General features: G+C 42.7%; 15 protein-coding genes. 14 read left to right on the top strand and 1 reads right to left on the bottom strand.

Annotated elements, in window-relative coordinates; translation table 11 throughout:
• Window positions 1-22 precede the first annotated feature (22 nt).
• The 3 genes from SDEL_RS10735 to SDEL_RS10725 are packed head-to-tail and all read left to right on the top strand — an operon-like array spanning window position 23 to window position 1,722.
• On the top strand, window positions 23-1,111 hold the full coding sequence (locus tag SDEL_RS10735) for a transglutaminase-like domain-containing protein (protein ID WP_012857885.1): 1,089 nt from the start codon (window positions 23-25) through the stop codon (window positions 1,109-1,111).
• The gene (locus tag SDEL_RS10730) at window positions 1,112-1,444 is read left to right on the top strand and encodes a hypothetical protein (protein WP_012857884.1); all 333 of its coding nucleotides are present in this window, start codon (window positions 1,112-1,114) and stop codon (window positions 1,442-1,444) included. It abuts the gene before it with no gap.
• On the top strand, window positions 1,441-1,722 hold the full coding sequence (locus SDEL_RS10725) for a heavy-metal-associated domain-containing protein (RefSeq protein WP_012857883.1): 282 nt from the start codon (window positions 1,441-1,443) through the stop codon (window positions 1,720-1,722). Before SDEL_RS10730 ends, SDEL_RS10725 begins: the two co-directional genes overlap by 4 nt.
• Here the strand turns inward: SDEL_RS10725 and SDEL_RS10720 are convergent.
• Window positions 1,719-3,470: a DEAD/DEAH box helicase gene (locus SDEL_RS10720; RefSeq protein ID WP_012857882.1), complete on the bottom strand. Its 1,752-nt coding sequence runs from the start codon at window positions 3,468-3,470 to the stop codon at window positions 1,719-1,721. The two genes, SDEL_RS10725 and SDEL_RS10720, sit on opposite strands and share 4 nt — an antisense overlap.
• A 507-nt stretch (window positions 3,471-3,977) precedes the next feature.
• Between SDEL_RS10720 and SDEL_RS10715 the strand changes: the two genes are divergently transcribed.
• The 11 genes from SDEL_RS10715 to SDEL_RS10665 are packed head-to-tail and all read left to right on the top strand — an operon-like array spanning window position 3,978 to window position 12,863.
• On the top strand, window positions 3,978-4,229 hold the full coding sequence (locus SDEL_RS10715; RefSeq protein ID WP_012857881.1) for a phosphopantetheine-binding protein: 252 nt from the start codon (window positions 3,978-3,980) through the stop codon (window positions 4,227-4,229).
• Window positions 4,204-5,331, top strand: a complete 1,128-nt coding sequence (locus SDEL_RS10710; protein ID WP_223295819.1) for a beta-ketoacyl-[acyl-carrier-protein] synthase family protein — start codon at window positions 4,204-4,206, stop codon at window positions 5,329-5,331. Before SDEL_RS10715 ends, SDEL_RS10710 begins: the two co-directional genes overlap by 26 nt.
• On the top strand, window positions 5,321-5,962 hold the full coding sequence (locus tag SDEL_RS10705) for a beta-ketoacyl synthase chain length factor (RefSeq protein ID WP_012857879.1): 642 nt from the start codon (window positions 5,321-5,323) through the stop codon (window positions 5,960-5,962). Before SDEL_RS10710 ends, SDEL_RS10705 begins: the two co-directional genes overlap by 11 nt.
• Entirely contained in the window at window positions 5,959-6,309 is a 351-nt protein-coding gene (locus SDEL_RS10700; protein ID WP_012857878.1) for a hypothetical protein, read from the top strand. The genes SDEL_RS10705 and SDEL_RS10700 overlap by 4 nt, the downstream gene beginning before the upstream one ends.
• A 1-nt stretch (window position 6,310) precedes the next feature.
• Window positions 6,311-7,624: an alpha/beta fold hydrolase gene (locus SDEL_RS10695; RefSeq protein WP_012857877.1), complete on the top strand. Its 1,314-nt coding sequence runs from the start codon at window positions 6,311-6,313 to the stop codon at window positions 7,622-7,624.
• A gap of 8 nt (window positions 7,625-7,632) precedes the next feature.
• A complete protein-coding gene (locus tag SDEL_RS10690; protein WP_012857876.1) occupies window positions 7,633-8,580 on the top strand; it encodes a hypothetical protein in 948 nt (315 codons plus the stop codon).
• A complete protein-coding gene (locus SDEL_RS10685) occupies window positions 8,577-9,719 on the top strand; it encodes a beta-ketoacyl-ACP synthase III (RefSeq protein WP_012857875.1) in 1,143 nt (380 codons plus the stop codon). The genes SDEL_RS10690 and SDEL_RS10685 overlap by 4 nt, the downstream gene beginning before the upstream one ends.
• Entirely contained in the window at window positions 9,720-10,106 is a 387-nt protein-coding gene (locus tag SDEL_RS10680; RefSeq protein ID WP_012857874.1) for a DarG family dialkylresorcinol biosynthesis protein, read from the top strand.
• Window positions 10,103-11,098, top strand: coding sequence for a BtrH-related acyltransferase DarH (darH, locus tag SDEL_RS10675; RefSeq protein WP_012857873.1), 996 nt, complete (start codon window positions 10,103-10,105; stop codon window positions 11,096-11,098). The genes SDEL_RS10680 and darH overlap by 4 nt, the downstream gene beginning before the upstream one ends.
• 24 nt (window positions 11,099-11,122) lie before the next feature.
• Window positions 11,123-11,914: a 4Fe-4S binding protein gene (locus tag SDEL_RS10670; protein ID WP_012857872.1), complete on the top strand. Its 792-nt coding sequence runs from the start codon at window positions 11,123-11,125 to the stop codon at window positions 11,912-11,914.
• 34 nt (window positions 11,915-11,948) lie between these two features.
• A complete protein-coding gene (locus SDEL_RS10665) occupies window positions 11,949-12,863 on the top strand; it encodes a DUF234 domain-containing protein (RefSeq protein WP_012857871.1) in 915 nt (304 codons plus the stop codon).
• Window positions 12,864-12,883: the final 20 nt, after the last annotated feature.

The following is a 12,883-nucleotide window of genomic DNA, read 5'->3' as shown; positions in this document are numbered from 1 at the left end:
TATTATCAAAAAAGGATTTTTTATGCAAAGAAGAGCATTTATAAAAGGGTGTGTGGCTTTAGGTGCGAGTGGGGTTATCCTCCCTCACGTTTCCATCTTAGAAGCGAGTGAGTCCACAGGTAAAAAGCGTATTTTTCAGGTAAAAAATAGTTATAACCTACAACATGAAAATGTCAAAGCACATACAAAACTCTGGGTTCCACTTCCTTTAGAGAGTGAATTTCAAAAAGTGAGCGATTTTAAATTTAGCTCCAATGCGACCAACGCTTTTGTAACCGATAAAAACAGCTATAAAGCTAGAACGCTTTATGCGGAGTGGAAAAATGGCGGTGAGAAACTTTTGGAGGTAAGCTACACCGTTACCACGTATGAACGCAATGCTGACCTCTCAAAAGCTACCGCTTCGACAAAATACCCCAAAGAGGTTGCGCACTATCTCAAACCTACTGCACACATTCCAACCAGTGGAAAAGTTAAAGAGTTAGCCCAAAAAATTACTCAAAATGCTAAAACACCCCTAGAAAAAGCCAAAGCGGTTTATCTGTGGGTCACAGAAAATATGTACCGTGATAACAGTGTAGTAGGTTGCGGTGTGGGCGATGCGGGTAAGGCGATTGAGCAAAACATCATGGGTGGAAAATGTACCGACATCAGCTCTGTATTTGTAGCACTTCTTAGAAGTGCGGGTGTGCCTGCTCGTGAGATGTTTGGTATTCGTCTGGGCAGTTCTCGTTTTTCAAAAGCGTGTGGAAGCAGTGATGAGAAAGGCTTAGCAAAAATCACAGGGGCGGAGCATTGTCGAGCGGAATTTTACATCGATGGATGCGGATGGATTCCGTGCGATCCTGCGGATGTCACCAAAGTGATTTTAACAGAAAAAATGACGTTAAATGACCCACTCGTTAAAGAAGTGCGTGCGTATTTCTTTGGAAATTGGGAGATGAACTGGATGGGATATAACACCGCACGTGATTTTATCTTAGAGCCAAAACCTGCGCAAATACCGCTTAATATGTTTGGCTACCCTTACGCTGAGGTCGAAGATGAGGTGCTAGACTACTACGCTCCAGCTTCCTTTCGTTACAGTTTTGTCTCTCAAGAGAAACGCTAAATGAAAAAAGAGATGCTAAGTATCTTTACAGCGCTTTTTACGGCGGTTTTAGCAACCACATGTTGCTTGCCGCCTCTACTTTTTTTACTCTTTGGCATCTCGTTTGGATTTTTAAGTTTTGCTGAAGCACTAAGCCCGTTTCGTATACCGCTTTCGTTGGTTTCTTTGCTGATTTTATGGCTTTCATGGCGAAGTTACAAGGCGCAATGCGTTACATGTAATTTTCAAAAACGTAAGGTTTATGCATGGACGTACGCCACGGTTTTAGGGGTCATTTTGCTAGTTTTGCTTTATCCAGAGTTTGCGCAGTTTTTTTTAGAAGGGAATGAATGAGGTCTATTTTTATGCTTTTAATAGCAAGCGTGTTATTCGCACAAGAAGAAGTCGTTATTTTGGTTGCTAGTATGCACTGTCCTTTATGCACCACGGCGGTGAAAAAAGCACTTAAAAATGTACAAGGCGTTGAAAGCTTAAAAGTCACACTTCAGAGTAAAAAAGCGGTGATTGTTGCTGAAGAGGGGATTGAAGATAAGGTCTATTTGGATGCGGTAAAAACAACGGGATATGAGGGCGTGATAGTATCACGCACCTCAATAAAAGCGAAAAATTAATCTTTTTTGTAAGCGTTACGAGGTGCTGTTTTTGGAGCACGACCTGCATCACTGCGTGGTGCAGAAGGTCTATCAGTTCTTGGAGCGCGTGGTGGTCGGCTATCGGTATCACGATTGCCTTTGTAGCCACCGCCATCACGTGAACCTGTTGAACTTCCCTCTTTCGCAAAAGGGTTGCGGCTCTCACCACGTGGTGCGCTATCCCCTCTTGGAGGACGGGAATCTCTGCTTCCCGCATCTCTAGGGTTAGAGCCTTTGTATCCGCCACCATCACGTGAACCACTTGACGTTCCTCTATAGCTACCGCCATCACGGCTTCCACTAGAGCTTCCTCTATAACCGCCACTGCTTCTACCACCTGAGTTTCCTCTATAACCGCTACGTCCGCCACGGCTGTTTTCACGCTCTTCAATGTTTTTAACAACACTTTCTAAGGTTTTCTTATCCAAACCGATTTTATCTGGACCGACGGGTGTGTTCTCTTTGAGAAGATTTGAGAGAAGTTTCAGTGCGATTTGAGACATATCCATCTCTTCTTCCAAAATAGCAAGAAGTTTTGACGCATTTTCATTTAGCTCTGCGTTTTTGATGTCGTCTGCAATTTTAATGAGCTTATTTTCTTTAACGTCTCGTAAATTTGGCACAATTCTGTGCTCAATTTTTGAGCCGACTTTTTTACCAATTCTTTGCATAGAGTGAAACTCAATAGGTGTCACCAATGTAATTGCTGTACCTTTTTTACCCGCACGTCCTGTTCTACCAATTCTATGTACATAACTCTCTGGATCAAATGGCATATGGTAGTTGAAAACGTGGCTGATGTCCGCAACATTTAAACCACGTGCGGCAACATCGGTTGCGACGAGGATTTCGATTTGTGAACTACGAAACGCTTTAATAACGCTCTCACGTTGATTTTGCTCCATATCACCGTGTAAGCCTTTGGCTGCGTAACCGACTGCCATCAGTTGAGTGGAGAGTCTATCAACCTCTTTTTTGGTACGGCAGAACACGATGGATTTTTCAGGCTCAAGAGCGTCTAAAAGACGAATCATCGCATCGTCTCTCTCATATTCGTTAATGACATAATAGAGTTGTTCAATGTCTTCGTTGGTGGTATGGTCTTTTGGCGTGATGCTGACAAATTTTGGTTCGTGTAAAATTTTACTCGCCAATCGTTTAATAGGCTCAGGCATTGTTGCTGAAAAAAGTAGGGTTTGACGCTCTTTTGGAAGGTAAGTGAAAATCTCTTCAATATCCTCTAAAAAGCCCATGTCTAGCATCTCATCGGCTTCATCTAAAACCACCATTTTAGGGGCGAAACCAGGGAGTCTGCCATTTTTAAGTAAGTCTAACATACGACCAGGGGTTGCAACAATAACGCTTGCCCCTTTTTCGATAAGACCAATTTGACGGCTGTAAGAGCTACCACCATAAATGGTTACGGTTTTAATGCCACAAAAACGACCTAATGAGTAAAGTTCATCGCTGACTTGGGTGGCAAGTTCACGGGTTGGGGTGATGACCAAAAGTTGGACTCTGTTTTGATTGGCATCAATCATACTCATCGTTGGAAGACCAAACGCGGCGGTTTTACCTGTACCTGTTTGCGCTTGTGCGACAATGTCGTGACCTTGAAGAACGAGAGGAATTGCCTCTGCTTGTACGGGACTTGGCTCTGTAAAGCCTGCCTCGTTGATAGCTTTGAGAATATCTTGGTGAAGACCAAAGGATTCAAATGTTTGCATGTTTTATTCCATTATTATAAATTTTTCAAAACAAAACTAAGGTGCATCAAGCACAAAACTCATGTACATAAAAATTTTAATGGGGAATGAACCCGTCAATATCGTATGCAAAAACCTACATACTCACTGAGGGCATCTCAAATCTGGTAGGTTTTAGGTGAAGTTCTTTTTTAATGAAGTTCTGAAATTAAGGGCATTATAGTAGAAATTAATTAAAACAATATTAAGGTTTAAAAGTGGTTTTACATGTAAAAGGTTTTTGATAAAAAAATGTCATACAAATGTTATGACATTCTTATTAAAGTTCTTGCCGAACTCTTAACACGCCTTTGAAGCAAAGCTCCAAAAGCTACGCTAACGCTGGGTTTTCCTAGACGGAATGCCCACGCACACTGGGTGCTTTTCTTTCTTGCAAAAGGAGTTTTGCAAGATGTCTATTTTTTATAAAATTAAAAGTGATATTAAAGTACACTTAAATACAAAATTGAACGTAAAGGTTAGTGGTCAATGGTTGATATGATAACACTCAAAGAAATTTTAATTCGTAACTTAAAACTAGAAGATATGACGCCTGAAGATATTGATGATGAAATGCCTTTGTTTGGGGAAGATGGCTTAGGATTAGATTCGGTGGATTCGATTGAGTTGGTGCTCACGATTGATAAAGAATTTGGTATTAAAATCGTAGATTCTAAAGAATATCAGACTATTTTTGCCACTGTAAAAAGTTTGCTTGACTTCATTAATGCAGCAAAATAGTGTTTTTATTACGGCGTTTGAATCTGCGTGTTGTGCAGGTTTGAGCTGTGAAGCTTTATTTGAAGCCATTTGTGCGCATCAAAGTGGTATTGGGTGCTACGAGGGTTATGTTCACGATAAAGTAGTTGCTTTAGGAAAAATTTCTCATGAAGAGTCCCGCAAGAGGCTCTTGCATCAGGTGTGTGAGGCTGTTCGTATACAAAGAGGTTTAGAGCATTTTCACGACACGCTTTTGGTGGTGGGCTCATCTGTGGGTGGTATGCAACGTACGGAGGAAATTTTTTTTCATGACCACTCGTATGTGCGGATTGATCCCAAAGGGCATATCATTCACACGATTGCTTCATCTTTGCATGAAGTGTATGGGTTTAAGGATGATATCTCTTTTTCTACCGCTTGTACCTCTAGTGCCAATGCGCTGGGTTATGCGTATGAAGTGATGAAGAAAGGGGTCTATCAACGTGTGTTGGTTGTGGGATTTGATACCCTCTCTTCTACGACCATTTTAGGCTTTGACGCACTAGGTGTGTTAAGCACACAACCGTGTCGTCCTTTTGATGAAGCACGTCAAGGGATGAATGTCTCTGAGGGCATTGCGGTTTTACTGCTTGAACATGCGCCAACAAAGGGGTGTGTACAGCTCAAAGGTGTTGGATATAGCTCGGATGCGCATCATATGGCACAACCCTCTCCTCATGGAGAAGGTGCTATAAAGGCGATGCAAAATGCTTTGGCGTGTGAGGGTATTTTACCAGAAGAAGTGGCGTATATTAATGCTCATGGTACGGGAACACAGGCAAACGATAAGAGTGAAGCTTGTGCGATTGAAGAGCTTTTTGGTGCTCAGCCCTTTGTGAGTTCTACCAAGTCGATTACGGGACATACCCTAGGTGCGTCGGGGGCTCTTGAAGCGATTATTTGCGCAATGGCGCTTCAAAAGCAGATCATTCCACCGAGTACTGCTTTGCAAACCCCTGAAAATAAGGCGTTACAGTTTGTTTATGAGCCATGCTCCATGCCGTTTCGTTATGCACTGAGTAACTCCTTAGCCTTTGGAGGCAATAACACGTCACTGCTTTTGGGGGTTTTGCATGAAGGTTAATTTGGAAATTTTAAGCAGTGCCTATCTTTTGGGAGAGAGTAGTGCACCGATTCCTCGCATTAAAGAGTTGGTTCCCAATATGATGTTTCGAAGAAGGCTGACGCCTGCCTCCAAACTTTTGGTGGAACTTTTAGGCACTCTGGAGCATTTTGAAAAAGGGCGCATTGTATGTGGAAGTGCGTATGGTGAGCTGGGTGTGAGTGCGTCATTGCTAGAAGCGATGAAAGAAGGAAGTGGTGTTAGCCCGAGTGATTTTCAAAACTCTGTTTACAATACCGCCGTTTCTTACCTCTCCATTTTGACACAGAATCAAAGTGAAATTTTGACACTCTCAAGTGGCGATAAAACCGCACGCAATGTCTTAAAAGCAGGAGCACTCAAAGCCCTCGATGGGGATGTTTTACTGCTGGTGTGTTTTGAAACACTCAATATGCCTCGTATCGCTGAGGTAAATCGTTGTATTGACTATTTGGAGAGTGCGGTGGCGTTGGTGGTACGCCAGAGTGATAGGCAAGCCAATTTACATGTGCAACAAAGTAAGATCAAAGGCATTCCGCTTTCCATCAGTGAAATGCTTTTTATTGCGCAAGAAGCGGAGAAAAAAGCGTGTGTGGTGGAGGTTGTGTTATGAATCTGCCCCATTTAGCACCTATTTGTTTTGCTAAAGAGGTGCTTGAGCGCACGGAAAATGGCGCAAAGGTGCTGTGTGAATTTCCCTTCGCTCCCACACTTGCCATGATGGTGGAAGCTGCGGCGCAATCCTTTGGTGCTTTTGGTGAAGATGAAAAACCTCGCATGGGTTTTTTGGTTTTAATGAAAGAAATTACGTTACATGTAAACGCAAAAGAGCGCTCTTTGGTGATGCACTGTGAACACAAAGGCTCGTTGGGTAGCACCTCAGAACTCTTTTTTGAAGCCTACATGGGCGATGAAAAAGTAGCCGATGGCACGGTTATGATAGCCTTACAAGAGGTGTAGTGTGCGTCTGTTTTTTCTCTTTTCTCTTTTGTGCGCTACGCTTTTATCTGCCAATACCTTAGGGGGTGTCTATGTCACAGAGCCTATCTTTAACAGCTCTGTGTACCTTCAAACATCAGGCAACCCCAAAAATAAAGCGGTTGTTTTAGTCCATGGTTTGGGCGATGAAGCTTCTAGCATTTGGGAGAAAACCGTTGCGCTTTTGGAGAGAGAGTACTATGTGGTTACTTTTGATTTACCAGGATTTGGGCATTCGAGTAAATCTAATGAGCTCTATTCTCCTGAAAATTATGCTAAGGTCATTCGTTTTCTCACTCAAACCTATCTGAAACGCCCTTTTCATTTGGTGGGGCACTCGATGGGTGGGGCGATTTCGCTTTACTACACCCATGCGTACCCCTTGGATGTGGAGAGTTTGGTATTGGTTGATGCGGCGGGTATTTTGCATCCTTTAGCGTACAGCAATTTTCTAACGCACCGCAAAGTGAACCACTTTTTTGAAGAGCAAGGCGAACTCTTTCAAGGCATTCAATCGCAACAGTTAAATCGTTTTGTCGATAGACTGAGCGATAAAATTAACGCTAAAATGGAAAATATGGAGACCGTTTTACATTCCCCAGCCCTAAGAGAGAGTGTGCTAGGTGGAACGCCTGCAAGTATCGCTGCGGTGGCATTGGTGCAAACGAGTTTTAATGCGATTCCGCAAAGCGTGATGCAAAGAACGACCATTATTTGGGGAAAAAATGATGAGATAGCACCACTACAAACGGGTTATGTTTTAGACAAACTCATCCCTCACTCCACACTTGCTATCATGCCAGAGGCCGCACACGTGCCGATGTTATCGCATGAGAGGGAATTTCATGCTTTACTCTTAGCCCATCTTGAAAACAGAAGTGTCGCAAAGCTTCCCCCTAAAATGGGCAACGATGCTTACACCATTAAGGTGCGCCATGTCTCCAATCAGCGCTATTCGGGGCGTATTAAAAACCTTGTGATTTATGATTCGCAAAAGGTCGTTATTGAAAATGCCATCATTGAAAATTTAAGTCTCTTTAACGCTGAGGTAGAAATACTCAACAGTGTCATTGAAAACAAAGACGCACCTCTAAGGGTTGAAAATTCGGCACTTTCGATTGTGGCGAGTGACATTGTGGGAAGTTTTAAACTTTACAACAGCCGTTTGAATTTAGCGGGAGTAAAAATGCAAAGTCGTGCCAAGCCCATTGTGGCGGCGAGCCCTTCACGGGTGATTTATTCGTTGTGTGAAATCAATGCAAAGCGCATTCATGGCAAAGAAATTTTAGGACGATAGGAAAAGATGTGAAAAAAATTTTAGTCATCTCGTATTCGCAAACAGGACAGTTAAATAAGGTACTCACACAGATGATACGCCCTTTGGAAGAGCAGAGCTGTTATGAGATGGTGTATCGCACCATTAAGCCTACCAAAGCCTATCCCTTTCCGTGGGATTTTTTAACGTTTATGGGGGTTTTTCCTGAAGCGGTTGCGCTTGAGCCGTGTGAGATAGAGCCTTTTGAAGCCGATGAAAATGTGTATGATGTGGTGATTTTAGCCTATCAGGTGTGGTTTTTATCGCCTTCTATTCCTACCACTGCTTTTTTAAAATCATCCTATGCCAAAGAAAAACTTGCCAATACCCCTGTTATCACGGTGATTGGGTGTCGCAATATGTGGATTATGGCGCAAGAGAAGGTGAAAATGCTTCTTAATGCCATAGGAGCAAGGCTGATAGATAATATTGTACTGGTGGATCAAGGAAGTTCTTTAGCGACGTTTATTACCACGCCACGTTGGATGCTTACGGGCAAGAAAGAGGCGTTTTGGGGATTTCCAAAAGCGGGGATTAGCGAAGAGGAGATAGAGCGTACGTCTCGTTTTGGTCGGGCGATTCATCAAGGTTTACAAAACGATGAGGAAAAGCGCTTTAAGCCTTTGTGTGAGGGCTTAGGTGCAGTCAAGGTGGATGAGAAACTCATTCGCAGTGAGAAGATTGGCACACGCAGTTTTACCATTTGGGGAAAGCTCATTCGGGCGTTTTCCAAACAAGGAGAGCTAAAACGCCATGCGTTTATTTGGCTGTATACGCTTTTTTTGGTGGCAATCATTATCACCGTGGTGCCTTTAAATATGCTCATTCAAACGCTCTATCGAAAAATCAATAAAACAGCAGTGGAGAAGGAAAAAGCTTTTTATGAGCTTCCCTCAGGCGCAAACACCGATAAACTAAAGGAATTTTTAGCATCATGAACAACGCAGTTTACATTAATGATATTCAAACATTTATGCCCAACCAGCCTGTCTCTAACGAGGAGATGGAGGAATATTTAGGGTACATTGGCGGTAAAAAATCCAAAGCAAAAGCGATTGTTTTGCGCAGTAATGGGATTAAACAGCGCTACTATGTGCTTGAAAAAGGAACACAAAAAGCGCTTTTTTCCAATGCTCAAATCACCGCCAATGCGATTAAAAAACTTGAGAGTGAGCACTTTAAACTTGAAACGATAGAAGCGCTCTGCTGTGGTAGTACCACGCCTGATCAGCTGATGCCTAATCATACCTTAATGGTACAAGGGGAGTTGGGTATTAGTGAGATAGAAACACTGAGTGCTTCGGGGATTTGTTTAAGTGGCGTGAATGCGCTCAAATACCTCTATTATGGCATTAAAAGTGGGGAGTTAAGCGTGGGTGTTGCGACAGGCTCTGAGGTGGTTTCTCCTATCTTAAGTGCGAAAAATTTTGAAGAGGAGTCTAAACAGTGGGCGCTTTTAGAAGCGAATCCTACCTTGGCGTTTGAGAAAGATTTTCTACGCTGGATGCTCTCTGATGGTGCGGGAGCGATGGTGCTTCAAAACAGACCCAATGAGAAGGGGATTTCTTTAAAAATTGAGTGGATAGAGGTGCTCTCTTATGCAGGGCAAATGCCAACGTGCATGTACAGTGGATGTGAGATGGTAGAGGGAAAGCCTGTGGGTTGGCGCAATTACACGCAATCAGAGATTATGGAAAAATCGCTCTTGAGCATTGCGCAAGATGTGAAACTTTTAAATGAAAACATTGTAGAGTACACCGTAGTGAAGCCTTTGAAAAAAATTCTAGCCAAAAGAGCGTTAGTAGAGAACGAGATAAATTACTTTTTACCGCACTACTCCTCACACTTCTTTAGGGATAAACTCTATGCAGGCATGGTAGAAGCGGGACTGGAAATACCTTATGAGAAATGGTTTACCAATTTACCTTATTGTGGCAATACGGGTTCTGCTTCCATTTACATTATGCTTGAGGAGTTGTTTCACTCCAAAAGCCTCAAAAAAGGGGAGAAGATTTTGTGTTATATTCCTGAGAGTGGGCGTTTTTCCACGGCGTTTATGTTGTTAGAAGTAGTCTAAATGATAGAGATTCCACACGAAAAAAATGAGACCCTTGAGGGAATACAAAAGGTCATGTATGCCCAAAATGAGCAAGGAGTTTTTGAGCGGTACAACTATGGAAGTTCTGTGGAGGAGTTTGCCACCAAAGTGGCAGTGGAAGAGTATGAACTCCTCAAACACGAGTGTTTAGAGCGTATCAAAAGGGGTGAGGATTCGCCCATTGCGTTTTACATGTACGAAAATCGAATGGATTTGCCAACCTTAGCGAGTGCGGTGGGCATGTTTCAATTTCGGGTGAAGCGTCATCTTAAGATGGGCGTTTTTAAACGCATGAGTGATGGGCTTTTAAAACGCTACGCCGATGCTTTTTCGATTTCACTGAGTGCATTAAAGGAGTTTCATTGACCCAAATTCCTTTTAAACATGCCCAATTTGCCCACTGTGAAAGTGGTGTGATGGCAACGCTTTTTTCGGCGTATGGATTTCCTTTAAGTGAGCCGATGGCGTTTGGACTAGCCCATGCTTTAAGTTTTGTCTATTTGCCTTTTGTCAAGGTCAATAATCTGCCTTTAATTGCCTATCGAAGCTTGCCCAAAAGTATTATTAAAACGCTTTCCAAATTTTTACATGTAACGATGAAAACCCACACCTTTAAGAATGAAGAGCAGGCAAATGAAGCCTTGAAAAATTTGGTGCAAGAGGGAAAAATCGTGGGGCTTCAAACCTCGGTCTATTATCTGCCGTACTTTCCCAAAGATATGCGTTTTCATTTTAACGCCCATAATCTTTTGGTCTATGGCATGGAAGATGAGAAGTATCTGATTTCTGATCCTGTGTTTGAAGAAGCTGTTGTGTGTACACAGGAGGGCTTAAGTAAGGCTCGTTTTGCTAAAGGTGTTTTTGCGCCTAAAGGCTTTATGTATTATCCTGAAAATATACCCAAACAGGTGGATATGCCTGCTCTTTTAAAAAACGCCATCGTGAAAAACGCTAAAGCGATGCTGACACCTTTCCCCTTTGCGGGTGTTAAGGGGATGCGAAAATTGGCGCAAAAGATTGTAAGTCTGCAAGAAGAGACGAACCAGCGCTATGTGAAAAATTACCTCACGCACATTGTACGCATGCAAGAAGAGATTGGCACAGGAGGCGGTGGATTTCGGTTTGTGTATGCAGCGTTTTTGAAAGAGGCAAAAGCGTATGGCTTGAACGAAGCTCTTTTAGAGGAGGCTTCAGCCTTGATGGTAAACTCAGGCAATGCCTTGCGAGAGTTTGCGCTTTACTGTGTTGAGGGAAGCAAAAAGATAGAGAGTCTTAATACCCAAAAAATCGCCGCTAAACTCATTGAGGCTTCCACGTACGAAGAGAAGGCATTTAGGCTTTTAAAAGAGCTGAAATAAGCTTTACATGTAAAAGGAAAACACATGAATATAAAAAAGATAAATAGGGTAGGTTTTTCACCTACTGGTACAACCAAAACGGTCTTAGAGAGTATTGCTTCTGGGATGGATAGTAAAGCATCAACGTTTATAGATATGACGCTTCCCACGCACGATGAAGCGATCTGTTTTGGCTCTGAGGACGTTGTGATTATAGGCGCACCTGTGTATGCGGGGCGTTTACCTGTTCATGCGGTGGAGCGATTTAGAAAGCTTAAGGGTGAGCATACGCCAGTGGTTATCGTGGTGGTTTATGGTAACCGTGAATTTGAGGATGCGCTTTTGGAGCTGAAACATTTGGTCATTGAACAGGGGTTTGTTCCTGTCTCAGGTGCAGCGTTTATAGGAGAGCACTCCTTTTCAACGGTGGAATTTCCAGTCGCACAGGGAAGACCTGATAGTTCTGATATAGCCTGTGCAAAGGCATTTGGAGAAGCAGTAGCGCGTAAAATTGCTACGTTAGAGAGTTTGGTGGGTGTGGAGATTGACGTGCCTGGAAATTTTCCTTATAAAAACGGGATGCCAGCCAATAGCGTTGCGCCTGTGAGTATGGCGCCTTGTACCTTGTGCGGAGTGTGTGCGAGTGTCTGTCCGACTGGAGCGATTGAGGTGGGAGATGACGTGGTGACAGAAGCCTCACTTTGTATTCGTTGTTGTGCGTGTGTGAGATCGTGTCCTCATGAGGTAAGGGTTATTGAAGATGAGGCGTGGAAAGCCATTGGGGTGAGGTTGCATACGAATTGTGCTACCCCTAAAATGCCACAGCTTTTTTGTTAAATTGCGTTATCATATTTGTTATAAAGGGTTTTAAATGTCTACACATCCTACGTTTTTAGAGCAATTTCGCTCATTTTACCTTCAAAATAAACTGAGTGACCTTGATGTTGCCATTGACTATTTTAGTGTGTTTGGGGGTACGCAGTGGAATGTAGATACCACAAAACCACTTTTTGAGTTGATTTGCCAGAAAATCTTAAAGAATTACACCTATATTCATGCCGATATGACCAAGCTGACGCACAGCAATAAACTAAGTCACGCCCTTTTAAGTGCGTGCGCCACAGGAGATGGACGTCTTTTTTCTTCTTACAAACGGGCACGTTTAAGCAGAGAAGAGGGCAATGAAGCCTTGCATGCGCTTTTACGCAGTGGTTTGGTGGAGCGTGAGTATTCGCTAGAGCGTCCTTTACGAGAAGAGGATGATAACTCTGAGAAACTTCGTTTTCAAACACCGTTTATGCGCTTTTGGTTTGCCTTTGTTTCGCCCTATTATAAGACGATTAAAGAGAATGATTTTAGAGAGGTTGAAAAAGCGTTTGGTAACCGTGAACAAGGCTTGAGTGATACGGTTTTTCAAAACCTTGCACGGAGCTTTTTGCAACACGTTTTTCAGGACGATAAGATTGTCGAGATAGGCGGTTATTGGGATAAAAATTCAGAGATTGATATTTTAGCCAAGAGCCAATCTGGAAAGCTCATTGCCGCAAGTTGTCGCTATACGAACAGTAAAGTGAAAAAGAGTGAACTTGCTAAACTCAAAGAGCAGTGTGCTTTGGCTGAACTTGAGCCTGATATGTATATTATTTTTGGCAAAAGCGGATTTAGCTCGGAACTTAAAGCACTTAAAAGTGAGAGTCTGAAACTTTTTACACTGAAGAGTTTAAAACCTTTAGTGGAAGAGATTAACGAAAAAGAGTTGCTTCCTTGTGTAGGAAAAAAATATTAAGAGGCACGATAGGTGTTACA

Source organism: Sulfurospirillum deleyianum DSM 6946 (assembly GCF_000024885.1).
Lineage (GTDB): Bacteria > Campylobacterota > Campylobacteria > Campylobacterales > Sulfurospirillaceae > Sulfurospirillum > Sulfurospirillum deleyianum.
This window is presented reverse-complemented; position numbering and strand designations above follow the sequence as displayed.

Bases quoted from the DNA above. Each gene is read 5' to 3' on its own strand.
- SDEL_RS10715 (WP_012857881.1), top strand. From the start codon at position 3,978: ATGGTTGATATGATAACACTCAAAGAAATTTTAATTCGTAACTTAAAA.
- SDEL_RS10735 (WP_012857885.1), top strand. From the start codon at position 23: ATGCAAAGAAGAGCATTTATAAAAGGGTGTGTGGCTTTAGGTGCGAGT.
- SDEL_RS10700 (WP_012857878.1), top strand. From the start codon at position 5,959: ATGAATCTGCCCCATTTAGCACCTATTTGTTTTGCTAAAGAGGTGCTT.
- SDEL_RS10665 (WP_012857871.1), top strand. From the start codon at position 11,949: ATGTCTACACATCCTACGTTTTTAGAGCAATTTCGCTCATTTTACCTT.
- SDEL_RS10680 (WP_012857874.1), top strand. From the start codon at position 9,720: ATGATAGAGATTCCACACGAAAAAAATGAGACCCTTGAGGGAATACAA.
- SDEL_RS10670 (WP_012857872.1), top strand. From the start codon at position 11,123: ATGAATATAAAAAAGATAAATAGGGTAGGTTTTTCACCTACTGGTACA.
- SDEL_RS10730 (WP_012857884.1), top strand. From the start codon at position 1,112: ATGAAAAAAGAGATGCTAAGTATCTTTACAGCGCTTTTTACGGCGGTT.
- SDEL_RS10720 (WP_012857882.1), bottom strand. From the start codon at position 3,470: ATGCAAACATTTGAATCCTTTGGTCTTCACCAAGATATTCTCAAAGCT.
- SDEL_RS10685 (WP_012857875.1), top strand. From the start codon at position 8,577: ATGAACAACGCAGTTTACATTAATGATATTCAAACATTTATGCCCAAC.
- SDEL_RS10705 (WP_012857879.1), top strand. From the start codon at position 5,321: ATGAAGGTTAATTTGGAAATTTTAAGCAGTGCCTATCTTTTGGGAGAG.
- SDEL_RS10725 (WP_012857883.1), top strand. From the start codon at position 1,441: ATGAGGTCTATTTTTATGCTTTTAATAGCAAGCGTGTTATTCGCACAA.